Source organism: Arthrobacter glycogeni (assembly GCF_054511155.1).
This window is the reverse complement of record NZ_JBTNDE010000012.1, coordinates 1-21,884: the sequence shown is the minus strand read 5'-3', so window position 1 is coordinate 21,884 and position 21,884 is coordinate 1. Positions and strand designations below refer to the sequence as shown.

Annotated in this window: 19 protein-coding genes; 14 read left to right on the top strand and 5 right to left on the bottom strand. The window is 63.6% G+C overall.

The genetic code is table 11. From position 1 onward, the window contains the following. The first annotated feature begins 192 nt into the window (after nucleotides 1-192). The gene (locus ACX80O_RS09660; protein ID WP_459333316.1) at nucleotides 193-516 is read left to right on the top strand and encodes a hypothetical protein; all 324 of its coding nucleotides are present in this window, start codon (nucleotides 193-195) and stop codon (nucleotides 514-516) included. A 97-nt stretch (nucleotides 517-613) separates the two neighbouring features. Next, on the top strand, nucleotides 614-844 hold the full coding sequence (locus tag ACX80O_RS09655) for a hypothetical protein (protein ID WP_459333315.1): 231 nt from the start codon (nucleotides 614-616) through the stop codon (nucleotides 842-844). A gap of 74 nt (nucleotides 845-918) precedes the next feature. On the opposite strand, the gene ACX80O_RS09650 is transcribed toward ACX80O_RS09655, so the two are convergent. Then, nucleotides 919-2,241, bottom strand: coding sequence for a serine/threonine-protein kinase (locus ACX80O_RS09650; RefSeq protein WP_459307191.1), 1,323 nt, complete (start codon nucleotides 2,239-2,241; stop codon nucleotides 919-921). A 396-nt stretch (nucleotides 2,242-2,637) separates the two neighbouring features. Between ACX80O_RS09650 and ACX80O_RS09645 the strand changes: the two genes are divergently transcribed. The 3 genes from ACX80O_RS09645 to ACX80O_RS09635 are packed head-to-tail and all read left to right on the top strand — an operon-like array spanning nucleotide 2,638 to nucleotide 4,228. Next, complete coding sequence (locus tag ACX80O_RS09645; RefSeq protein ID WP_459333314.1) at nucleotides 2,638-3,684, top strand: GTP-binding protein; 1,047 nt, start codon at nucleotides 2,638-2,640, stop codon at nucleotides 3,682-3,684. 30 nt (nucleotides 3,685-3,714) lie between these two features. Then, entirely contained in the window at nucleotides 3,715-3,837 is a 123-nt protein-coding gene (gene ykgO / locus ACX80O_RS09640; RefSeq protein WP_459307193.1) for a type B 50S ribosomal protein L36, read from the top strand. 4 nt (nucleotides 3,838-3,841) lie between these two features. Continuing rightward, nucleotides 3,842-4,228 carry a hypothetical protein gene (locus ACX80O_RS09635; RefSeq protein ID WP_459307194.1) on the top strand — a complete coding sequence of 129 codons (387 nt, stop codon included), beginning with the start codon at nucleotides 3,842-3,844 and terminating at the stop codon, nucleotides 4,226-4,228. A gap of 517 nt (nucleotides 4,229-4,745) precedes the next feature. On the opposite strand, the gene valS is transcribed toward ACX80O_RS09635, so the two are convergent. After that, a complete protein-coding gene (gene valS, locus ACX80O_RS09630; protein ID WP_459333313.1) occupies nucleotides 4,746-7,364 on the bottom strand; it encodes a valine--tRNA ligase in 2,619 nt (872 codons plus the stop codon). A 30-nt stretch (nucleotides 7,365-7,394) separates the two neighbouring features. On the opposite strand from valS, the gene ACX80O_RS09625 reads away from it, so the two are divergent. From ACX80O_RS09625 to ACX80O_RS09600, 6 genes are all read left to right on the top strand, one after another. Then, nucleotides 7,395-8,165: an SDR family oxidoreductase gene (locus tag ACX80O_RS09625; RefSeq protein WP_459307196.1), complete on the top strand. Its 771-nt coding sequence runs from the start codon at nucleotides 7,395-7,397 to the stop codon at nucleotides 8,163-8,165. A gap of 316 nt (nucleotides 8,166-8,481) precedes the next feature. Further along, a complete protein-coding gene (gene ileS, locus ACX80O_RS09620) occupies nucleotides 8,482-11,847 on the top strand; it encodes an isoleucine--tRNA ligase (protein WP_459333312.1) in 3,366 nt (1,121 codons plus the stop codon). Next, nucleotides 11,844-13,238 carry a bifunctional folylpolyglutamate synthase/dihydrofolate synthase gene (locus tag ACX80O_RS09615; protein WP_459307198.1) on the top strand — a complete coding sequence of 465 codons (1,395 nt, stop codon included), beginning with the start codon at nucleotides 11,844-11,846 and terminating at the stop codon, nucleotides 13,236-13,238. Before ileS ends, ACX80O_RS09615 begins: the two co-directional genes overlap by 4 nt. A gap of 12 nt (nucleotides 13,239-13,250) precedes the next feature. Then, on the top strand, nucleotides 13,251-13,724 hold the full coding sequence (locus tag ACX80O_RS09610; protein WP_459307199.1) for a DUF4233 domain-containing protein: 474 nt from the start codon (nucleotides 13,251-13,253) through the stop codon (nucleotides 13,722-13,724). 41 nt (nucleotides 13,725-13,765) lie between these two features. Further along, complete coding sequence (gene ndk / locus ACX80O_RS09605; RefSeq protein ID WP_459333311.1) at nucleotides 13,766-14,182, top strand: nucleoside-diphosphate kinase; 417 nt, start codon at nucleotides 13,766-13,768, stop codon at nucleotides 14,180-14,182. A gap of 71 nt (nucleotides 14,183-14,253) precedes the next feature. Further along, a complete protein-coding gene (locus ACX80O_RS09600; RefSeq protein WP_459333310.1) occupies nucleotides 14,254-15,219 on the top strand; it encodes an aldo/keto reductase in 966 nt (321 codons plus the stop codon). A 215-nt stretch (nucleotides 15,220-15,434) separates the two neighbouring features. On the opposite strand, the gene ACX80O_RS09595 is transcribed toward ACX80O_RS09600, so the two are convergent. Continuing rightward, entirely contained in the window at nucleotides 15,435-17,198 is a 1,764-nt protein-coding gene (locus ACX80O_RS09595) for a putative bifunctional diguanylate cyclase/phosphodiesterase (protein ID WP_459333309.1), read from the bottom strand. A gap of 84 nt (nucleotides 17,199-17,282) precedes the next feature. On the opposite strand from ACX80O_RS09595, the gene ACX80O_RS09590 reads away from it, so the two are divergent. After that, nucleotides 17,283-17,711 (top strand): hypothetical protein, encoded by a 429-nt coding sequence (locus ACX80O_RS09590; RefSeq protein ID WP_459333308.1) that lies wholly within the window; start codon nucleotides 17,283-17,285, stop codon nucleotides 17,709-17,711. On the opposite strand, the gene ACX80O_RS09585 is transcribed toward ACX80O_RS09590, so the two are convergent. Together ACX80O_RS09585 and ACX80O_RS09580 are read right to left on the bottom strand one after the other, a co-directional pair. Continuing rightward, a complete protein-coding gene (locus ACX80O_RS09585) occupies nucleotides 17,708-18,391 on the bottom strand; it encodes a response regulator transcription factor (RefSeq protein WP_459333307.1) in 684 nt (227 codons plus the stop codon). The two genes, ACX80O_RS09590 and ACX80O_RS09585, sit on opposite strands and share 4 nt — an antisense overlap. Further along, on the bottom strand, nucleotides 18,388-19,587 hold the full coding sequence (locus tag ACX80O_RS09580; RefSeq protein WP_459333306.1) for a sensor histidine kinase: 1,200 nt from the start codon (nucleotides 19,585-19,587) through the stop codon (nucleotides 18,388-18,390). Before ACX80O_RS09580 ends, ACX80O_RS09585 begins: the two co-directional genes overlap by 4 nt. A gap of 169 nt (nucleotides 19,588-19,756) precedes the next feature. Between ACX80O_RS09580 and ACX80O_RS09575 the strand changes: the two genes are divergently transcribed. Both ACX80O_RS09575 and ACX80O_RS09570 read left to right on the top strand, forming a co-directional pair. After that, a complete protein-coding gene (locus ACX80O_RS09575; RefSeq protein ID WP_459333305.1) occupies nucleotides 19,757-20,452 on the top strand; it encodes an ABC transporter ATP-binding protein in 696 nt (231 codons plus the stop codon). Beyond that, nucleotides 20,449-21,759, top strand: a complete 1,311-nt coding sequence (locus ACX80O_RS09570; RefSeq protein ID WP_459333304.1) for an ABC transporter permease — start codon at nucleotides 20,449-20,451, stop codon at nucleotides 21,757-21,759. Before ACX80O_RS09575 ends, ACX80O_RS09570 begins: the two co-directional genes overlap by 4 nt. Nucleotides 21,760-21,884: the final 125 nt, after the last annotated feature.

Below are 21,884 nucleotides of genomic sequence, written 5' to 3'. Positions count from 1 at the left end.
GGTCTTTCGGGTAACGGGGCTAGTTACCAGGCTGGCGTGACGAAGATTTCTACCAGGATATGTGGATCACGCTGCCTCACGCGTCGCTCACATCAACCTTCGGATGACCTGCCTGGAACCGTTTATTGCACCCACGGTTAACTCAAGGACCAGGGAGCGGCGGAGGTTCAATGGGCGGCGGCGGGAGCGGCGGTGGTTCTATGGGCGGCGGGAGCGGCGGTGGTTCTATGGGCGGCGGGAGCGGCGGTGGTTCAGTGGGCGGCGGCGGGAGCGGCGGTGGTTCAGTGGGCGGCGGCGGGAGCGGCGGTGGTTCAGTGGGCGGCAGCGGGAGCGGCGGTGGTTCAAGCGCCGGTGGTTCGGTCCCTGGCGGCTCAAGCGGCGGTGGTTCACTCGCCGGTGGCTCAATGGGCTGCTGTGACGGCGGCTGTGGTTCGTTTGGCAGCGGTTCAACGGGCGGCTGTGGCGCTGGTGCACCCGGACCCGGACCCGGAGCCGGACCCTGTGGGGCAGGGGTAGCAGGGAATGAAGGAATTAGTTCTCGAGGTGCAGGCGCGGATTCCTTCGGTGACGGCGGTGGTGTCTGCGGTTTTGGTGCAGGTTGGGTTGGATCAGATTGGTCGCCAGCCCGAGCTTCGAGGTAGGTGCGGAGGGCGGTGAGGGCGTCCTCGATGCGTTGCCGCCGGTCGGTTGGAACGGACCCATCAGACGCGTGGATGTCCAAACGGACGCTCAGATCATCCACAACGCTGAGGGCTTCTTCGTAGTCTTCGTCGACAGAGAGCTGGGTGACGGCGAGCACCTCAGATTGGAGCTGTCGGGCGACCTCTGGGCTATAACCCTCTGAAGCACTGCAGCCACTGACCAAAGCCACGCAGATAGCCACAGCCAAGGTGCGACTTCGGAATCGAGTAATTTTCATTAGGGCGCCACACTGTCCTGTAGCTCCTGCAGCAGATCCCCGAGTTCTCCAGGGGTTGCCGGATAGTCAACGGGAACCGGTGTGGGCCCTGATCCTATGTTCAAATTAGGCACAACCATGAGAGCCATAACCAGCAGCGCCACTGTCAGGATGAGAGCGATCAGAGCCCATTGGGCGGCCCTCGGTTTGCGGCGCTGCCTTGGCAGGCCCTGCGTCCTGCCCGGCTGCGCCGGGTCGTTGTTTTGTCCGGTGATGAGCGAATGCGAAGGTAATTTACCTGTCCGATTGGCGGCGGGTATGGCTGAAGTCGACTGGCCATCCTGCAACGCGAAACCTTGTCGGAGGGCAGAAGTTCCCCCCATCGTTGAAATGGTCTCTGGATCTGGTGTCTTAGGATCGACATTATCTATCGCTTGCGGAGAGCCGGAACCGGGGACGGAACGTAGCGCTGACGCTATATGGGCTGCGCTGGGGCGGTCCAGAGGATCCCGGGCGGTCATGGCATGAAGCAGAGAGGTCCACCCGTTGCCCAGCGCCGCGGGAATCTGCGGGCCGCGATACAACCGTGCCGCCGCGGATGCTGCCGCGGGCCCCGGGAAGGCGGTGTCCCCCGTCAGGCACTCCAGAAGTACCAGCCCCAGAGAGTAGATGTCGCTGGCCGGAGTTACGGAATGTCCCTCAGCCTGTTCAGGGCTCAAATAGGCAGCAGTGCCGACGGATTGTCCCGTGGCAGTCAGCCGTGCGCTGTCCACCAGCCGGGCAATACCGAAGTCCGTGAGTTTGGGGTTCCGCGCCCGCTGCGCATCCCCGCGCCTACCGAGGAGGATGTTGGCTGGCTTCACATCCCGGTGCACTATGTCGCGGCCGTGAATGTATGCCAGGGCGTCTGCCACTCCGGCGCCCATGGCAGCGGTCTCATCAGCCGTGAGTGAAGCATTGTATTTGGCACGGTGAAGGTCCTCGCCGTGAACCAATTCCATGACCAGGTAGGTTTGTGGGTGGAGCATTGCGGTCTCTGTGCCGATATCAAAGACCGTGACCAGGTTGTGGTGGCTTAGCCCGGCCAGGACTCTTGCCTCGCCCTGCTGTCGGTCGATCTCGTCGGCTTCGGTTGCGCCCGCACGGAAGAGCTTGACGGCTACCTCCCTGTGAAGCACCTCGTCATGAGCCCGGTACACCGATGCCATCCCGCCCTGACCAATGGGAGTGCCGAGCCTGTACCGCCCACCCAGAATTAAGCCGGCTGATACACCGCGCGACATTACCTCTGCTCCAGAGGCGCCTTCGGCCCCGGATCCAGGATTGGCATCCCGACTATTCATTAGCCAAGTCTAAGTTGGTTCCGTCAGTTTCGTTGGATCGTCGTGAAATCCAGGCTCGGCGGACGGGAAACCGCGTTTCGACCGGGTATCCGCCGCCCCTCAATTTGATGGTGTCATCGTTGCCTGCTACGTGGCTGTCCCTTTGGCTGGCTGCGTCCATCGGGGACGACCGCCGCTGGAAAGAGGACATCGACGAGGTAAGTAATGACATGGGAGCGGGTCAGGAAGGGCGCGGGCTGGGAACTGCTCTGCCAAAGATGGGGATTAGGATGCAGGCACATGACATCGCACGATGCTCCCTCGTCTGCGGTGAGTAGTCCGTTGCGACGTCCGACTGGCGATAGCCAAGATAATCCTCAACTTCCTATTTGAGAACGATTCTCATATCCTTGTGGAATGCACCTGATCATCATCACGTCGCTTGACGCCCTGAGCCGCAATAGCGCTGCATCTGAGTTGGCCGAGCTGTCTCCAGAAGTTCCAGTGGTTCTGCAGGATCTGCTCGATGATGGAGTGGTGACCCGTCGCATCCACCGGGGCGGCCAATCGGTGGAACGAGAGTCGACTGTCCTTGAGCACGGTTGCCTAAGCTGCACGGTTCGGTTCGATTTGGTCCCCGTTTTGGTACGTCTCGCCGCTGCCGGTGCTTCTCGGGCGATAGTCGGGTTGCCGCCGGGGACCACAGCCGAGAACGCAATTGATGGGATTCATGCAATCGCCCCAGGGGATTTCACTGTGGATTCAGTGGCGCTAGCCGCACAGCCTGAGGACGTGGAGAACCAACTGTGGGACCATCACACGTTGTTTGAATCCGGGTACACGGCTGTCCCGGAGGACGCCAGGGCTCCTGGAGAATTCCTGATGGGGGAGTTGCTCTTTGCTGACACGGCGCTCACCACCACCAGCGATCTGTTGCCATCGGATCAAGAATCGGCGCTCAGAGGTGTCCAGCTTGTCGGTCAACTGGCCCCGCATCTGCTGATGCTGCCCGCGTTCGGGGCTTCCGCGGCCGACCTTGGTGTGCACGATGATGCCGCGGCACGTGTCCGAAGCCTTCCCGGAGCCGTCACAGTGACGCCGAGCCCGTCCGGGCCGTTCCACACCTTCGAATACCGCACTGACCTGCTTCTGCATCCGGATCGCTTTCGGTCAGCGTTGGGTACCATCTCCGAGGGCTGCTGCTTTGTCCGAGGCAGCGTCTGGATTGCCGGTTTGTTGGACACCGAAGTTGCGGTGTTCGGCGTGGGACCACGCATAGCTCTCAGCAACGGCGGACCATGGGCCAGCGATCCGCGGGGTGAATGGCGCCGTGGCACACACCTAGCCCTCACCGGCGATGACATCAACGGGTGCGAGGTGACTAGCCTATTGGCAGCCTGTGCAGTCACGGACGAGGAGCTGCGGTCCCCCCATATCTACGCACCGAACAAAACCAGCCGATAGACCACAGAGTTAGTCCACTGAAGGAGAACCATGAAAGTACGCAATTCCCTCCGCGCTTTGAAAAAAGTCCCGGGGGCTCAGATCGTCCGCCGCCGGGGCAGAACGTTCGTCATCAACAAGAAGAACCCGCGGCTGAAGGCACGCCAAGGCTGACGTGATGGGAAGTAGTGCTAGGGGTACAGCTGGCATCGTCGTGGCGCTCTGCGTGGGTCACCGGTGCGCTGCGCTCATCAAAGCCAACGACGACGGCGGGCTCGCCGCGGCCGTCGCGCGGTCATCCGGCGGCGTGCTGATTTCTGCATCCTGTCTACAACAATGTGCGAATGGTGCCGTCGCGGCCGTCGCCATCCGTGCTTCGAAGAGTAGTCGAACGGGCCCGTCGGTCTGGTTGGGCGGGCTCGAAAGCCCTGGGCATCTTCAAGCCCTGGGCGCCTGGGTTGAGGGCTGGAGCCCACAAGGGCGGTCCAGTGCACTACCCGAGGAGCTCGCCGAGGCGGTACTCGGCACTGGGGCCCCCGTCCGCTTGGCACCCGACCAAGCCTGATCCGGGTAGCCCGTGTCCGTGCTCATGGATGGTGCGCGCTGGCTGCTCTCCGGTATTCCTTAGCGGGGTGCTGCCCACTGCGTTAGTGGCTATGACCTAGTGTCGGTGACGCTTCGACCGTGTGAGCGATCGCGTCATCGATGGTGCGCGCCATGATCTTCGGTCAATGCGTAGACGGCGTCCCGCCCCGAGCTGCTAACGGTCACCAAGTTTAGATGGCGTTTGCCTCCGAAGATCCGGAGACCGGTGCTATCGGTCTTTTCCGCTGCCGGGTGACCGGGACGATCACTGACGACGACGGCCACCAAGGTCCCGCCGGACCAAAATAGTTTTTCACGGTCTCCCGATTGTGAGCCTTCCGCACACGTTCCAGCTGGTCCGCTTCTACCCGCAGCGAAGCCTCGGCAGGTTAGCTGAGCATCACCGGAGACCGGTGCAATTAGGCGAGCACGCATCGGGGCCCCGCAAACCGGATCGGTCTGCGGGGCCTCTCGCGTCTAATCCGGGGCGGGCCGGGCTATACGGCCTCGACGGGTGCCAGTTCCACCTCGAAGACTGACAGTTCGCCTTCGGCCTCCGCCAGACGTAGCTCACGCACGTTGCCTGCGGCGAGGAGATCATTCAGCCCGGCGTTGAGCTGGCGCAGCTGAGCCGCCGATCCGTTGACGACGGCGCTGAGCACCTCGGTGCGCTGCTTGACCTTGGCTTCGGATTTAGACCGGCGGATGCCGCCGAGTGCGAGAGCCACGGTGCCGAGAACGCCGGTGTCGGCCGTGCGGATGGTGTCGGTAAGATGACCGGCGGTGGGCCATTCGGTCCGGTGCACCGATCCGCTGCGCCACCAGCTCCACACTTCCTCGGTGGCGAACGGCAGGAACGGCGCAAACATCCGCAGTAGGGCGTCAAGTGTGGTCGCCAGAGTAGCGAGTACTGAGGCCTGCTCGGCCTCGCCCGCCGCACCGTAGGCGCGATCCTTGATGAGCTCGACATAGTCGTCGGTGAAGGACCAGAAGAACGACTCGCTGAGCTGCAGAGCCTTGGCGTAGTCGTACTTCTCAAACGCGGCAGTCGACGCGTCGATGACCTGCGCCAGCTGGGCCAGTAGGGAGAGGTCCAGCTGATTGGTGACCACCGACGTGTCATCGGTGAGGACCGTGTGCTCGGTGGCACCCAGGTTCAGCACGAACTTGGACGCATTGAGCAGCTTGATGGCCAGCCGGCGCCCGATCTTCATCTGGGCAATTTCGTACGCGGTATCCGCGCCCAGCTTCGCCGAGGCGGCCCAGTACCTGACGGCGTCGGCCCCGAACTCCTCGAGCACGTCGGTAGGGACCACCACGTTGCCCTTGGACTTGGACATCTTCTTGCGGTCCGGGTCAAGGATCCAGCCCGACAACGCGGCATGGCGCCACGGTGCCGAATCCTGCAGCGCGTCGGCACGGACGGCGCTCGAAAACAGCCAGGTCCTGATGATGTCGTGACCCTGTGGGCGGAGATCGAACGGAAAAACCTTGGCAAACAGATCGGGGTTCTTCGGCCAACCGCCCACGATCTGGGGGGTCAGGGATGAGGTGGCCCAGGTATCCAGGACGTCGTTTTCGCCGACGAAACCGCCCGGCTGGTTGCGTGAGCTCTCCTCGAACCCCGGTGCTGGCTCGGCCGCCGGGTCCACGGGAAGTGCATCGTGGGTGGGAACGATTGGGGTCTCGTACTCGGGTTCGCCGTCGGCGTCGAGGTGGTACCAGACTGGGATCGGCACACCGAAGAAGCGCTGGCGGGAGACCAGCCAGTCGCCGTTGAGTCCTTCGATCCAGTTCTCGTAGCGTGAGCGCATGAACCCTGGGTGGAACTCGATTTCCCGGCCCCGCTGGATCAGTTTCTCCCGCTTGGCCTCGTCACGTCCACCGTTGCGAAGGTACCATTGGCGGCTGGTCACCACCTCGAGCGGCTTGTCGCCCTTCTCGTAGAAGTTGACCGGGTGGATCACCTTTTTTGGCTCGCCCTCCAGCTCGCCGCTGGCACGCAGCAGGGCAACGACGCCCTCTTTGGCGCTGAACACGGTCTTCCCAGCAATCGCCGAGTAGTTTTCCTGCGCTTTGGCAGTGTTGATCCATTCGGGGGTCTCCGACCGGATCCGGCCGTCGCGGCCCACGATGGCGCGGGTTGGCAGCTGCAGTTCGCGCCACCAGATGACGTCGGTGAGGTCACCGAACGTGCAGATCATCGCAATGCCGGTGCCCTTGTCGGGCTTCGCCAGTGCGTGCGCCTTGATCTCCACTTCGACGTCGAACAGCGGCGATGTGACAGTGGTGCCGAACAGGTGTTCGTACCGGTCGTCGTCGGGATTGGCCACCAACGCCACGCAGGCGGGTAACAACTCGGGGCGGGTCGACTCAATGAAGATCTTTTCCCCGCCGGGGGTGTGGAACGCGATCCGATGGTAGGCGCCCGCCTGCTCCCGATCTTCGAGTTCCGCCTGGGCCACCGCGGTGCGGAAGGTGACGTCCCACAGGGTGGGAGCCTCCGCGAGGTAGGCGTCGCCAGCGGCGAGGTTGTCCAGGAACGCACGCTGGCTGACGGCCCGCGAGGTGTCATCGATGGTGCGGTAGGTCAGGTTCCAGTCCACGGAGAGGCCGAGGGTGCTGAACAGGTTCTCGAAGACCAGCTCATCCTGGACCGCGAGCTCCTCGCAGAGCTCGATGAAGTTCCGGCGGGACACGGCGTCGAAGTCGCGCTGATTTTTGGGTGGCTCGGCGGGAGGCGTATAGCTGGCGTCGTAGGCGACCGACGGATCGCAGCGCACCCCGTAGTAGTTCTGGACCCGGCGCTCGGTCGGCAGGCCGTTGTCATCCCACCCCATCGGATAGAACACGTTCTTGCCGCGCATCCGCTGGTACCGGGCGACGACGTCGGTCTGCGTGTAGGAGAACATGTGGCCCACGTGCAGCGAACCCGATGCCGTGGGCGGGGGAGTGTCAATCGAGTACACCTCCGCCCGGGAGGTCTCGGGATCAAAGGTGTAGGTGCCTTCCGCCCGCCACTGCGCGGCGAGCCGGGACTCAAGACCCTCAAGAACCGGTTTGTCAGGGACATTTACTGTTGCGGGCGTGTCTGTGCCCGGAGTGTGTTCAGCCATGGGTCAAGTGTTTCACGATAAGTTGGATCCATGACTTCCACCCAGATGACGCCAACCCAGCGAGCAGCAGTTGTCACCGGAGCGAGCACCGGGATTGGGCAGGCTACGGTCCGCCTCCTCGCCGCCCAGGGCTGGCGGGTCTTCGCCGTCGCCCGTCGAGCCGACCGCCTTGAGGAGCTGGCGGCCGAGACCGGGGCCATCGCTGTGCCCACCGATATCACCGAGGACGACGACGTCGAGCGGCTGCTCGCCGTCGTCGCCGACGCCGGGGGCGCCGACTCCCTGATCAACATTGCCGGGGGAGCGCGCGGCGCGGACCGGATGGTCGAGGCGAAGACCGCCGACTGGGACTGGATGTATCAGGCGAATGTGGTCGGCACCATGAAAATGACCAGGGCTTTCCTGCCCATGCTCCGGGACCAGGCCGAGGGTGGCACCGTCCTGAACCTCACCTCCACCGCCGGCATGGTCTCCTATGAGGGTGGCGCCGGGTACAACGCGGCGAAGGCTGCGCAGCGTGCCATGACCCAGGCGCTCCGGCTCGAGGAAGCAGAGCATGGCGTCCGCGTCGTCGAGGTGCTGCCCGGCATGGTGCACACCGAGGAGTTCTCGTTGAACCGGCTGGGCAGCGCAGATGCCGCGTCGAAGGTGTACGACGGCGTCGAAAAGCCCCTCACCAGCGAGGACGTCGCTGGCATCGTCGCCTATGCGGTGACGGTGCCCCACCATGTGAACCTCGATGAGATTGTCGTCCGCCCGTTGGCGCAGGCCGCAGCCCACAAGGTGATCCGGAAACAGTAGGCCGGGGTGTACCAGAGGCCGGCGCGTGGCGGTTAGTTTCCGCTAGACTGATAGCAACAGCTTCGACCCGGCCATCACCGGTGAGCTTCCGGAAGAATCTTCGCCGTGCGCCAGACGGATCACAAATCAGGCGGACAGCGGGGCAGTAGAACCGGACGGGTAAGCCCGTCACAGCGGTCACGAAGTGGCAGCCGCGGGAGGATTTCCTCTCGCTGGCGGCAAGTGAGGTGGTACCGCGGGTCCAACGCGGGGTTGCAGGCTGACCCGGCTGTCTGGACACGTCCTCGCAGGTAATGAACCACACCTTGCCTACAGGATGAACAACATGCCACAGATCTACCCCAAGGCCACCAGCCTTGACAGCGCCACTGGCGCTTCCGTTTCCTCCTCAGCGTCGCTGAGTTCGTCCTCGGCGTCGCCGAGGTTTCCTGAGATCGAGGAACGCATCCTCAAGTACTGGGACGCTGATGGCACTTTCCAGGCGTCGATCGACCAGCGCCACGCCGATCTGCCCGCCGGCGAGAATGGCTCAAACGAGTTCGTCTTCTACGACGGCCCGCCGTTCGCCAACGGGCTGCCCCACTACGGTCACCTCCTGACCGGCTACGCCAAGGACCTGGTGGGCCGTTACCAAACCCAGCGCGGCCACCGGGTGGAACGCCGTTTCGGCTGGGACACCCACGGTCTGCCGGCCGAGCTGGAAGCCATGAAGCAGCTGGGCATGAGCGACAAGGCGCAGATCGAAGCCATGGGCATCGACAAATTCAACGATGCCTGCCGTTCCTCAGTGATGAAGTACGCCGGCGAATGGCAGGACTATGTCACCCGCCAGGCCCGCTGGGTGGACTTCGACAACGACTACAAGACCCTCAACATCGACTACATGGAGTCGGTCATCTGGGCCTTCAAGAACCTGTACGACAAAGGCCTCACCTACAACGGCTACCGCGTGCTGCCGTATTGCTGGAAGGACGAGACGCCGCTGTCCAACCATGAGTTGCGGATGGACGACGACGTCTACCAGGACCGCCAGGACCAGACGGTCACCGTCACGTTCCCTCTCCTTGGCGGCAGCTCGGCGCTGTCCCAGGAGCTCGCCGGAGTCCATGCACTCGCGTGGACCACCACACCCTGGACCCTGCCCACCAACGCGGCCCTCGCCGTCGGGCCGGACATCACCTATGCAGTGGTTCCCGCCGGACCGGCGCTGGCCGACGACGAGCGGCGCTTCCTGATCGCTGCCGACCTCCTGGGCAACTATGCGAAGGACCTGGGCCACGCTTCCGCGAAAGAGGCTACTGCCGTCGTCGAGCGCACCCTGCAGGGCGCCGACCTGGCCGATCTGAGCTACGAACCACTGTGGGACTACCTCACCGACCCGGAGCAGGGCGGCTACCGAAACGCGTTCCGCTTCCTCGTGGCCGACTACGTCACGACCACCGACGGAACAGGCATCGTGCACCAGTCACCGGCCTACGGCGAGGAGGACCAGAAAATCTGTGAGGAGGCTGGCATCCAGGTCATCCTCTCCGTGGACGAAGGAGCCCGCTTCCTCCCGATGTACGGGCACGGGCCACTCGCTGAAATTGTGGGACTGCAGGTCTTCGACGCCAACAAGACCATCACCCGGGTACTGAAGGACGGCGGCCGGCTGGTGCGCCAGGCCAGCTACGTGCACAGCTACCCACACTGTTGGCGGTGCCGTAACCCACTGATCTACCGTGCCGTGTCCTCCTGGTTTGTTGAGGTCACCAAGATCAAGGCCCGGATGGTGGACCTGAACCAGGGCATCAACTGGATCCCGGAGAACGTGAAGGACGGACAGTTCGGTAAGTGGTTGGCCAATGCCCGGGACTGGTCAATCAGCCGCAACCGGTACTGGGGCAGCCCCATCCCGGTCTGGCAGTCCGACGACCCCACCTATCCGCGCACCGACGTCTACGGCTCGCTCGCCGAGATCCAGGCGGACTTCGGCCGGCTGCCGTTGAACAAGGCGGGGGAGCCCGACCTGCACCGTCCGTTCATCGATGAGCTGACCCGTCCCAATCCTGACGACCCACGGTCCCCCGAGGAGGGTCAGTCCACCATGCGCCGTGTGGAGGACGTGCTGGACGTCTGGTTCGATTCCGGGTCCATGCCCTTCGCCCAGGTGCACTACCCGATGGAGAACCAGGAATGGTTTGAGTCGCACAACCCCGCTGACTTCATCGTCGAGTACATCGGCCAGACCCGCGGCTGGTTCTACATGCTGCACGTGCTGTCCACCGCCCTGTTCGACCGACCCGCGTTCCGCAACGTCATCAGCCACGGCATCGTCCTCGGCAACGACGGGCAGAAGGCATCCAAGAGCCTGGGCAACTACCCGGACGTCACCGAGGTCCTGGACCGCGACGGCGCTGACGCCATGCGCTGGTTCCTGATGTCGTCCCCCGTGCTGCGCGGCGGCAACCTGATCGTCACCGAGCAGGGCATCCGCGACGGTGTGCGGCAGGTTATCCTGCCGCTATGGAACGTCTGGCACTTCTTCAGCCTGTACACGAACGCCGCTGCCAGCGGGGCCGGGTACGAGGCGAAACCGGTGAGCCCGGAACAGGCTGAGCGCCTCGCCGAGCCACTGGACCGCTACATCCTCGCCTACACCGGAAACCTGGTGCGGGATACCACCGCAGCGCTGGATGAGTTCAACATTAGCGACGCCTGCGAGGCGCTGCGCCGCTACCTGGACACCCTGACCAATTGGTACGTGCGGCGCAGCCGGCAGCGGTTCTTCGACGAGGACACCGATGCGTTCGACGTGCTCTACACGTGCCTCGAAGCCGTGTGCCGTGCCGCGGCCCCGCTGCTGCCGCTGGTCACCGAGGAGATCTGGCGTGGACTCACCGGCGGTCGCTCGGTGCACCTGACGGACTGGCCCGAGGCAACAGCGTTCCCTGACGCTCCGGAGCTTGTCGAACATATGGAGCGCACCCGCCAGATCTGCTCCACCGGGTCCAGCCTGCGCAAGGCAGCGAATCTCCGGGTCCGGCTGCCGCTGTCCAACCTGACGGTCGTAGCGCCGTCGGCCGGTGACCTGTTGGGCCAATACCAGGGGATCATCGCTGATGAGCTGAACATCAAGACCGTTCGGCTGCTCGATGCGAAGGACGCGTCGCCCGAGGAATTCGGGATCGTGCAGCAGCTGGTGGTGAACGCCCGCGCGGCAGGACCGCGCCTCGGCAAGAACGTGCAGGCAGCGATCAAGGCCGCCAAGTCCGGCGACTGGTCGGTCTCCGCGGACGGTGCCGTGACTGCGGGAGGGTTGTCGCTGGAATCCCACGAATACATGCTCGAGACCGTTGTTGCCGACGACGGCGACAACGCCGGCAAGGCCGTCACGGTCCTGCCGGGCGGCGGTTTCCTGGTCCTCGACACCGTGGTGACCGAAGAACTTGCGGCCGAAGGCTCGGCGCGGGATGCCATCCGTGCCATCCAGCAAGCCCGGCGCGACGCGGACCTCCACATCAGCGACAGGATCATCACTACCCTGGGCGCTGCACCCGAGCTGGTCGACGCCCTGACGTCGAACGCAGCACTCATCAAAGCGGAAACGCTCACCCACGAGCTACGGGTCGTCGCCGCGGCGTCGGCAGACCGCGAGCCAGTAACCGGCGAGTTCACAGTGACAGTAGAGAGGCACCCATGAGCCAACAGATCCCCGAGCCGACGGGCTCAGAACCAGCAGCTTTCGACCAGTTTTCGGTCGAGAGCGTCTATGCGGAACTGTTGAGCCGTGCACCGGAGAACAAGATGGAGCCCCGGATGGCACCGATGCTCCGGGCCATGGAAATCCTGGGTGAACCGAACAAGGCCTACCCGATCATCCACCTCACCGGTACCAACGGTAAAACGTCCACCGCGCGGATGGTCGAAAGCATTCTTCGGGCGCACGAGCTCCGGACGGGCCGCTACACGAGCCCGCACCTGAGCAGGGTCACCGAGCGCATCAGCATCGACGGCGAACCGGTCTCCGACGAAACCTTCGTCAGGATCTGGGATGAGATCAGGCCGTTCCTGGAAATCATTGACGCCGAGCTGGAGGCGGAAGGGGACCCCCGGCTGACCTACTTCGAGAGTGTCACCATCCTCGCGTTCGCTGTCTTCGCCGACGAACCCGTCGACGTCGCCATCATCGAGGTGGGCCTGGGCGGCATCACCGACGCCACCAACGTGGGCGACGGCCAGGTGTCGGTGGTTACGCCGATCTCGCTGGACCACACTGAGCTCCTCGGCGACACCGAATACGACATTGCACTGGAGAAGTCGGGCATCATCAAACCCGGTGGCTTCCTGATCAGCGCCGCCCAACACCAGGAGGCCGCCCAGGTGCTCCTGGAACGGGCGAGGGAGGTCGGCGTCGAATTCCGTTTCGAAGGAGTGGAGTTCGGCGTCGAAACCCGGACAGTGGGGGTCGGAGGGCAGGTCCTGTCCATCAACGGCATCGCGGGCCGGTACGAAGAGCTCCTGCTGCCCCTGCACGGCGCGCATCAGGCACAGAACGCCGCCGTCGCGGTCGCGGCCGTGGAGGCGTTCATCGGTGGTGGCAGCCGGGAACTGGACGCGGCGGTAGTCCGCGAAGGGTTGCGGACCGTTACCTCCCCGGGACGGGTTGAAGTGGTCCGCACCGCCCCCAGCATCATCGTTGACGCCGCCCACAACGCGGCCGGCGCCAAGGCGGCCGCGGCGGCCGTCAAGGAGGCCTTCGATTTCAGCCGGCTCATCCTGGTCGTGGGTGTGCTGCAGGACAAGGACGCTGGAGCCATCCTGGCGGAGCTGCACGAGGAGCTGGGCGGAATTCTCGAGGACATCTGCCTGACCCAGTCGAATTCGCCCCGCGCAATCCCCGCCGCCGACCTCCTCCAGGATGCCCTGGCGGCAGGATTCGCCGAAGAACATGTCCACATCGCCGAACGCCTCGACGACGCACTCGAATGGGCGGTCATGAAGGCCGAGGAAAACAACGACCTCGCAGGAGGCATCCTCATCACCGGTTCCATCACGGTGGTGGGGGAGGCCCGCACCCTGCTCGGCAAGTAAGGCGGGTTGACTATGGAGCACAATCGAAAGCGCCGCATGACCAAGGCGCAGCGGGAGTGGCGGCCCGGAACGCCGAAGAAGCGTCGTTCCATTAAGGTGACCTTCGCCTCGGTGGTTCTCACCCTGGAGGCCCTCGTGGTGTTGTTTGCCACCCTCGCCGCCTTTGGTCTCCTCCGCGACACCATTCCACCCGCACTGATCCTGGCGGTCGGCGTCGTCCTTGCGTTGGCGCTCGTGGGTGCGTGCGCCTTCCTCACCAAGCCCTACGGTATTGCGATCGGCTGGGCACTTCAGCTGCTGATCATTGCCACCGGGTTTATTGAGCCCACCATGTTCCTGATCGGTGTGCTGTTCGCCCTCACCTGGCTGTATGGGATCAGGACCGGCAGGCGACTCGATGCCGAGAACGTTGAGCGGGACCGCCAACAAGCCGAATGGGAACGGGCCAACCCCGAGGGCGGGTCAGAGCCCGGGGCTAATCTTTAGTAGAGTTCCACTGGCCATACCCAACACTTTGGAGGACTTCTGTGAGCGCTGAACGCACTCTTGTACTGATCAAGCCCGACGGCGTGTCCCGCGCACTGACCGGGACCATCCTGTCCCGGGTGGAAGCCAAGGGGTACACCCTCGTGGACCTGAAGCTGGTGTCCGCCACCCGTGAGATCCTTGAAGAGCATTACGCCGAGCATCTCGGCAAGCCCTTCTTCGAACCACTTGTTGAGTTCATGCTCAGCGGGCCGATTGTCGCTGCCATCTTCGAAGGCGAACGGGTCATCGAAGGCTTCCGCTCCCTTGCCGGCGCGACCGAACCAACTGCTGCCGCACCCGGTACCATCCGCGGGGATCTCGGCCGGGACTGGGGCCTGAAGGTACAGCAGAACCTGGTCCACGGGTCCGACTCCGCCGAGTCGGCCCAGCGCGAAATGGGAATCTGGTTCTCCTGATTCCCCAGCGATGTACCGTTACCCCGGGCATCGAAAGGTGCCTCGGGTAACGGATGTTGTAGCGTAGTGCCATGACCGAATATCGCAGACTTGGTAACTCCGGCCTGAACGTTTCAGTGGTGGGGCTTGGGTGCAACAACCTGGGCCGCTCAGGGACGCCAACGGAAACCCAGCGTGGCACCAACGCGGTGATCAACGCGGCCGTCGACGCCGGGATCAATTTCTTCGATGTGGCGGACTCCTACGGTAAGACTCCCGGCCTGAGCGAGGAGATGCTGGGCAAGGCCTTGGTCAAGAACCGCGACGACGTGCTGGTCGCCACCAAGTTCGGGCTTGATCTTCAGGGCGCTAACGGGCCCGACTGGGGAGCCCGCGGGTCACGCCGCTACATCATGAAGGCCGTCGAGGCCTCGTTGCGGCGCCTGGGCACCGACTGGATCGACCTGTACCAGTTCCATGCGCCCGACCCCCTGACACCGATCGACGAGACGCTGTCCGCTCTTGATGCACTGGTCCAGAGTGGCAAGGTCAGGTACATCGGGCACTCAAACCGTGCTGGCTGGCAGATCGCCGAGGCAGAGTTTGTCGCCCAGCTCGGCCGGTACACGCCGTTTATCTCCGCCCAAAACCACTGGAACCTGCTGGAACGCAAGATCGAAGCCGAAGTAGTTCCCGCCGCCGAAGCCTACGGGATCGGTGTGTTGCCCTTCTTCCCGTTAGCCAACGGGCTGCTGACCGGCAAATACACCGCCTCGAAGGTTCCTGCGGGTAGCAGGCTCACCCATTCCCGCACCAACCTGCTTGACGGTGCCGACTGGAACCAGCTGGCCGATTTCCGTGCGTTCGCCCGGGCCCGCGACCTGACCGAACTGCAGGTGGCGTTCTCCTGGTTGGCGGCCCAACCGTCGGTGGCATCGGTGATTGCGGGGGCTACCAAGCCGGAACAGGTCCAGCAGAACGTCGACGCGGTGTGCTGGGTGCCCTCCGAAACGGAGCTCCAGGAACTCGACCGAATCTTCCCCCGGACAGCGGGCTAGAGTTCCGGTCGAGTACAGGCGCCCGGAACGCTTCTCTTCCGAGCCACAGTCCTCGTTAGCTTTTCCCTCGTCAACGACGGCGACCGGGTCCATCGGGTGAAATCCGAGTGGAATGGTGCCGTCTCGTATCCAGCTACCGCAGACCATTCTCCCGAGCGGTCGTTCAAAGCGCCCCCATAGCTGAGTGGCTACTCAAACGGACAAGACAGGAATGATCAAGCGCTTCGGGTCAGCACGTCGAAGGAACCCCCGAAGTGCCCCACGGCGTCGAGGTCGGCCGCAGGTAACGGCCGCGAAATGAGATAGCCCTGGGCCGTGTCGCATCCGAGTTCTCTCAGGACATCCAGTTGCGCCTCCCGTTCCACACCTTCCGCCGTCGTTCTCAGGCCAATGGCCCTGGCGGGGGTGATGACGCCTGCCACGAGAATTGCAGAGATGGGATCCGTATCGATGGTGTCAATCAGGGACTTGTCCAGCTTCAGTCCGGTCAGGGGAAGTTCCCGCAGCAGGGCGAGGGAAGAGTAGGCGGTTCCGTAGTCGTCCAGTGCCACCCCAATGCCGGAATCGATCAGTGTCCGCAGTTGTGCGGCCGCGGAGGGGATGTCGGCGATGGGGGCACTTTCAGTGATTTCGATGTTCAGCAGTGTTGGTGGAATCCCATGCCGCCGCACCGATTCGTTGATATCGGTGATCAGGCTGCCAGCGGCCAACTGCAGTGGTGAAACGTTGACGGAAATCGCTCGCGGTGTGCCGCTGTCCGCCCAGAGCCGGGCCTGGGCGCAGGCCTGATCGATGACCCACCGGCCTATCGCGTGAATCTCGCCTGTGTGTTCGGCGATGGGGATGAACTGGTCGGGTGAGACAGCGCAGAGGTCGGGGTCTCTCCAGCGAAGTAGTGCCTCGACGGCGTGACATGAACCGGTCAGAACATCCATTAGCGGCTGGTAATGGAGACTGAACTCTTTGTTATTCAAGGCGTGTGGCAGACGACGACGAATGAGGGCTTGGCGTGCGAAACGGGTGGCAGGCTGCGAGGGATCGATTCGACCCAGTTGGCGTTTACCTTCACGTTTGGCTTGAAGCATCGCCGTGTCCGCATGACGGAGGAGGTACTCGAGGCGTGTTTCAGGGTCTAGCCCGTCAGCGTCGCTTCCCATGGCCAGCCCGACCGTAGCGGACAGGCGGAGGTCGTGTCCGTCGTAGCTGAAGGGGGCGCTAAAGGACTGCAGAATCCGGTGTGCGACGTCGCGCGCCTCGATCTCACCGACGTCCTGTAGCAGCACCGCGAATTCGTCCCCGCCTAGTCGGACAACCGTGGCCGAGGGCGTGGTGGACGCCTGGAGCCTGCCGGCGAATGCGGCGAGCACGCTGTCTCCGGCCCGGTGCCCGAAGGTGTCGTTAATGACCTTAAAGTCATCCAGGTCGACATAGAGCGCCGCGATCCTGAGTGGGTCATGTCCGGTGAGAAGGGTCGGCCCGAGTTCGTCAAGGCATAACCTGTTCGCGAGACCTGTCAACGGATCATGGTGGGCGGCATGCCGAAAGACGTGGGAAAGCGCCTCAAAGACCTCCGACACTGGGACGATGCGCGGAACCGTGGCAGTAACCAGCAGATCGTGGTACCGGTACTCCTCTGGCCGCTCCAGCAACGCGGCCGCGGCAGCACGAAGATCCAGTGAGGGAGGAAGGCTGAAGGATGCTCGGGGAAGCAATGCTGCTGCCGTCGCTCGTGTGTTCAGGGCCCGCCCAAATCCAAGCCGCCCGGTCATCTGATCATCAACCTGGTCTCGGGTCAGGACAAACTGATTGCCCTCGACGTCCACGACGACGGCGCGAAGCCCCCGGTCGGATCGAAACGCGGCCTCAATTTCACTTGAGGGAGTGCTGCCCGGTAGCACTAAAGCTTCGAAACCCAGATCACCCAGCGTGGTCGGAGTCAGGTGAGGTGCATTGGGAGGAAGACTGGCTGCAGGGTTCACCTGTCCTTGGTATCAGTCGAAAGCAAACGGAACCTGAACACTCAAGGAGTCTTCGAACGCCGGCGCTGGGGGCCGAGTCGCCGGATGTCGCAGGAAATGGGTGCTGGCCTGACGGTGGGCCTCACAACCGCCGCCATTGCCGTAAGCATTGTTATCGCACCCCAGGCTGTGGTGACGGTTCTTCTGGTTGCCGCGGTACTCGGGTACGCCGCGACTGTTGTCCTGTTTGGTCACGCATGGAGCCGTGGCAGCCACCAGCCCTGGGCGGTGTGGGTCAGCACTGGCTCCCTGGGCCTGGCAGGGCTGCTGGTGGTCACCTCCATGGCATCATTCGGACAGGGAATCGCGGTGGCCAACAATGGTGAGCCGTCATCGATGATCGACACGCTTCTTCTTGTCAGCACGGTAGGAGTACCGGTCTTCGCCATCGTCGACCCTTTTCGCGTTGCCGATCTCGCGCCGTCCGGATCCGTTTCCGGCGCCACCTATCTTGGGAGGAGGGGCGATAGTTAGTGCTCCCCCGGAGAAAGTAGCCCAGTTTCGTAGGCGGTGATGACGAGCTGGGCGCGGTCGTGGGCGTGCAGCTTGGTCATCACCCGGTTGATGTGGGTTTTCGCCGTGTGCGGTGAGATGACCAGCTGGTCGGCGATGTCCTGGTTCGAACGTCCGCCGGCAACCAGCAGCAGCACTTCGCGCTCCCGGTCGGTCAGATGCCGGAGCTCCGGCGGCACTGGTGTTGTAGCACCAGTGCCGGCAACGGGTGTTGGGGGGAGCACATAGCGGGTGATGAGGTTGCGGGTGGCAGTCGGTGACAACAGGGAATCGCCTGCGTGTACAGCGAGGACTGCCCGAGCGATTTCCTCCGGCTCCGACCCCTTGCCGATGAAACCACTGGCCCCGGCGCGAAGGGCGGCAATGAGGTATTCGTCCTCCTCAAAGGTGGTCAGGATGAGTACCCGGGTCTCGGTCAGATCGGGGTTTGAGCAGATGGCAGCGGTGGCGCCGATCCCATCGAGTTCCGGCATCCGAATGTCCATCAGCACGACGTCGGGCCGGAGCTCCAGCGCCAGAGTGACCGCTGTGGCCCCGTTGACTGCCTCACCAAGCACAGTGATATCGGGCTCGGACGAGAGGATGTCGGTGACCGCCTGGCGGATCAGAGCCTGATCGTCGACGACGAGCACTGTGGTCAAGAGGGTTCCTCCGTGGTGAGGGGCAGTGTCGCCAAGACGCGCCAGCCGTCAGGGGTGCTCCCGGCCTGGACAGTCCCGCGGACAGCGGCGACACGTTCACTGATCCCCAGCAGTCCGTGACCTCCGGGAGGTGATTGGTCGTCATGAAGTGGGGCTACGTCGGGGTGAACCGGATTAGTGACAATGATTGTCACATCGGCTTTTGTGACGACGATCAGGACGTGCGCGCGGTGCTCCGAGCCGTGCTTGTGCGCATTGGTCAGGCCCTCCTGGATCACGCGGTAGGCCACCAGCCCGGTGGCGCTGCCTACTCGCGACAGCTGACCATCGACTCGGGTGGTGCTGACAAGTCCCACAGTAGAGAACTGGGCCAGAAGATCATCAAGCCGATCAAGCCCGGGCTGCGGGATGTTCGCGTCTTCGTTGCGGTCGTCGGTGCGGAGTACCTCAAGAAGATTCCCAATTTCGCTCAGCACCGTTCGAGACGCACTGCGGATGGTCCCGAGTGCCTCGCGGGCCCGCTCGGGACGGGTTTCGAGTGCCGACGAGGCGACACCGGCGTTGAGACTAATCACCGAGATCTGATGGGCGACGGCGTCGTGCAGGTCGCGGGCGATCCGCAGCCGCTCCTCCGCCACGCGGCGGCTGGCCTCCGCGTCCCGTGTCTGTTCGGCTCGTTCCGCTCTCTCGGTCATGGCCGTGATGTACTCCTGCCGTGACCGCGAGGCATCTCCAGCCGCCGAGGCGAAAGCGATCATGAAGGCGAACTGGAGGACTGGTGGTTCACCGATGTTCCCGACGGAAGCGAACTGACTGAAGAGGACGACGGCGGGCAGGGTGGCAAACGCCACGATCAGGGTAATTGGTCGGGTGGTTGTGCTGGCGACCCCGAAGATCGCGATAGCGGCGGCGACAACTATGCCCGGCGAGAGGGTGCCGGCGAGGCACGCCGCACCGTAGAGCGCGACGACTGCAACCAACACCGGAACAGGCCACCAGCGTCTCAGAGGCAACACGAGGGCCGGGGCGATGACCAGAACGGTTGCCAGTCCGCTTCCCGGGCGGAATTCTGACCCCGGAAACGGGGCGAACGCTGCGGCGATGATGAGCAAAGCTGCACCGAGATCGCCCACCCAAAACGGTGGACGACGGGGTGGACGGCGCCGTTCAGGCGGCCACTCCTTTGCGTCGGTCATTCCTTCAGTATGCCGGGAATCTACTCAGGGCGACTCAACCCCACGGAGTACCCGACCTACCGCGGTCAGGGTACGCCAGGTGTCTGCAGTTGGGGGACGCGTCGGTTGTTTCCGGTGGGGACACTGGAAGGGTCAAGGAAACGCCTGGATCTGGTGAGGAGAACCACTGATGATACCGATCATGTCGGTCAAGGACGTGAGTAAATCGTACGGGCGCGGACAAAACCGCTTCGATGCTCTTAGGGGCGTGAGCCTGGACGTCTTCGAAGGCGAAAGCGTGGCGATTGTCGGCAAAAGCGGATCGGGTAAGTCGACGTTGATGCATGTGCTTGCCCTGCTTGACGTTCCGAGCTCCGGCGCGGTGGAACTCGAGGGCATCGATACCAGCACCCTCCGGGGCAGCCAGCTGGACCGGACACGTAATGGGATCTTCGGATTCGTCTTCCAGCAGTTCTTCCTGACAGCCAACGCTTCGGTCCTGGAGAACGTGGTGCTGCCCCTGAAGATTGCCGGTGTCGGTCGCGTGGAACGGCGGCGACGGGCGATGGCAGTGTTGGAGCAACTGGAGCTCGCTGACAAGGCGATCAGTAAGGCGGCCACCCTGTCGGGTGGCCAGAAACAGCGGGCAGTGATCGCCCGTGCCCTGGTGAACACTCCCCGCATCATCTTCGCCGATGAGCCGACGGGCAATCTCGATACCGGCACTGGCGCGGTGGTCGAAGACATGCTGCTTACCCTCAACCGCGAGAACGGTATCACCCTGGTCGTGGTGACCCATGACGAGGACTTGGCAGCGAGGTGCGACCGCCGCATCCTCATCCGCGATGGCCAGTTGGTCAACAGGTCGGAAGCGGTGGCGGCATGAGGATCGTGGACCTGGTCGGAACCGCTGTGTCGAGCACTTTCCGGTCGAAGACCCGGACCATCCTGACGATCCTCGCGATCTTCGTCGGTGCGTTCACGCTGACTCTCACGAACGGCCTGGGTACCGGCATCAACTCCTACATCGACGACACCGTCTCGGGCGTGGGTGCCTCCGACACCATGACAGTCACGAAACCATCAGATGCCGGCTCCCCCTTCGGCGCCGCTGACTCGGGTCCGACCGAGTACAACCCGGACTCCATCGAAAGCGCCCAGCCGGGTCCTCCCGGTGCCACAGTGGTGGCCCTGAACCCGGATGACCTTGAGGGGCTGGCGGGGATAGCCGGAGTGCTCGACGTCGAGGCCACCAAGGCAATCTCCGCCGACTACATTCAGGCCGGCGACGGGACCAGATATGTTGTCGGCATCGGCGGTCTGGTCGCCGGCCAGACGCTCAATCTCCTCGCCGGCGTCGAGCCGTCCACCAGTGGGAGCGAGTTCCAGTTCGCGCTGCCTGCCTCCTATGTGGAGGCGCTCGGATTTACAGGCAACGACGACGCCGTCGGGCAGACCGTCACGATCGCCCTGACCGATTCGCTGCGCACCCAGCACGTGATCGAAGCGACGGTCAGCGGCGTAGCTGAGGAGAGTATCGCCTCGCCAGCGGGGCCCGCGATTGTGCCGAATGATTCACTGACCGAGGAACTGTTTCAGACGCAAAAGATCGGGGTGCCTGCGGGTCAGGCGGAGCTGTATGCCCAGGCAACGGTCTGGTTCGACCCGGCCGCAAGCGAGGAGCAGATCGCCGACCTGAAAACAGTTCTTGCGGATGCGGGCTATACGGGCGCTACGGTCGCCGACCAGTTGGGAACAGTCAAGACGGTGATCGATGGGATAGTGCTCGTTTTGAATGCCTTCGCAGTCATCGCGCTGCTGGCGGCCAGCTTCGGGATCGTCAATACACTTCTTACGTCGGTGCAGGAACGCACCCGTGAGATCGGGTTGATGAAGGCCATGGGGATGGGCAGCGGCAAGGTGTTCGGTCTTTTCAGCCTTGAGGCAGCCTTCATCGGATTCCTCGGCAGCGCGATCGGAGCCGCGGGAGCGATTCTCGCGGGGATAGGTATCAGCGCTGCTCTCGCCGGCTCGCTGCTGGCCGACCTGCCCGGGCTCACTCTGATCGCATTCGACCCGCTGTCCATCGGGGTCATCATCCTGATGGTGATGGGCATTGCGTTGCTCGCGGGCACCCTGCCCGCAGCACGGGCAGCGAAAGCCGATCCGGTAGAATCGCTGCGGTACGAATAGACCCGGTAAGGTCCGGTGAGTTCAGTCGGTCGTTGCAACACCCCTATTGATGCGAGGTGTTGTGTATGTCATCGAAGAAGGAACGGATTGTTCAGGAGGCACGGTTCTGGGTATTGATGGCCCAG

What these genes read in the sequence shown, in the direction of transcription:
- ACX80O_RS09650 (WP_459307191.1), bottom strand. Translation starts at nt 2,241, where the DNA reads ATGAATAGTCGGGATGCCAATCCTGGATCCGGGGCCGAAGGCGCCTCT.
- ACX80O_RS09645 (WP_459333314.1), top strand. Translation starts at nt 2,638, where the DNA reads ATGCACCTGATCATCATCACGTCGCTTGACGCCCTGAGCCGCAATAGC.
- ykgO (WP_459307193.1), top strand. Translation starts at nt 3,715, where the DNA reads ATGAAAGTACGCAATTCCCTCCGCGCTTTGAAAAAAGTCCCGGGGGCT.
- ACX80O_RS09635 (WP_459307194.1), top strand. Translation starts at nt 3,842, where the DNA reads ATGGGAAGTAGTGCTAGGGGTACAGCTGGCATCGTCGTGGCGCTCTGC.
- valS (WP_459333313.1), bottom strand. Translation starts at nt 7,364, where the DNA reads ATGGCTGAACACACTCCGGGCACAGACACGCCCGCAACAGTAAATGTC.
- ACX80O_RS09625 (WP_459307196.1), top strand. Translation starts at nt 7,395, where the DNA reads ATGACTTCCACCCAGATGACGCCAACCCAGCGAGCAGCAGTTGTCACC.
- ileS (WP_459333312.1), top strand. Translation starts at nt 8,482, where the DNA reads ATGAACAACATGCCACAGATCTACCCCAAGGCCACCAGCCTTGACAGC.
- ACX80O_RS09615 (WP_459307198.1), top strand. Translation starts at nt 11,844, where the DNA reads ATGAGCCAACAGATCCCCGAGCCGACGGGCTCAGAACCAGCAGCTTTC.
- ACX80O_RS09610 (WP_459307199.1), top strand. Translation starts at nt 13,251, where the DNA reads ATGGAGCACAATCGAAAGCGCCGCATGACCAAGGCGCAGCGGGAGTGG.
- ACX80O_RS09600 (WP_459333310.1), top strand. Translation starts at nt 14,254, where the DNA reads ATGACCGAATATCGCAGACTTGGTAACTCCGGCCTGAACGTTTCAGTG.
- ACX80O_RS09590 (WP_459333308.1), top strand. Translation starts at nt 17,283, where the DNA reads ATGTCGCAGGAAATGGGTGCTGGCCTGACGGTGGGCCTCACAACCGCC.
- ACX80O_RS09580 (WP_459333306.1), bottom strand. Translation starts at nt 19,587, where the DNA reads ATGACCGACGCAAAGGAGTGGCCGCCTGAACGGCGCCGTCCACCCCGT.
- ACX80O_RS09575 (WP_459333305.1), top strand. Translation starts at nt 19,757, where the DNA reads ATGATACCGATCATGTCGGTCAAGGACGTGAGTAAATCGTACGGGCGC.
- ACX80O_RS09570 (WP_459333304.1), top strand. Translation starts at nt 20,449, where the DNA reads ATGAGGATCGTGGACCTGGTCGGAACCGCTGTGTCGAGCACTTTCCGG.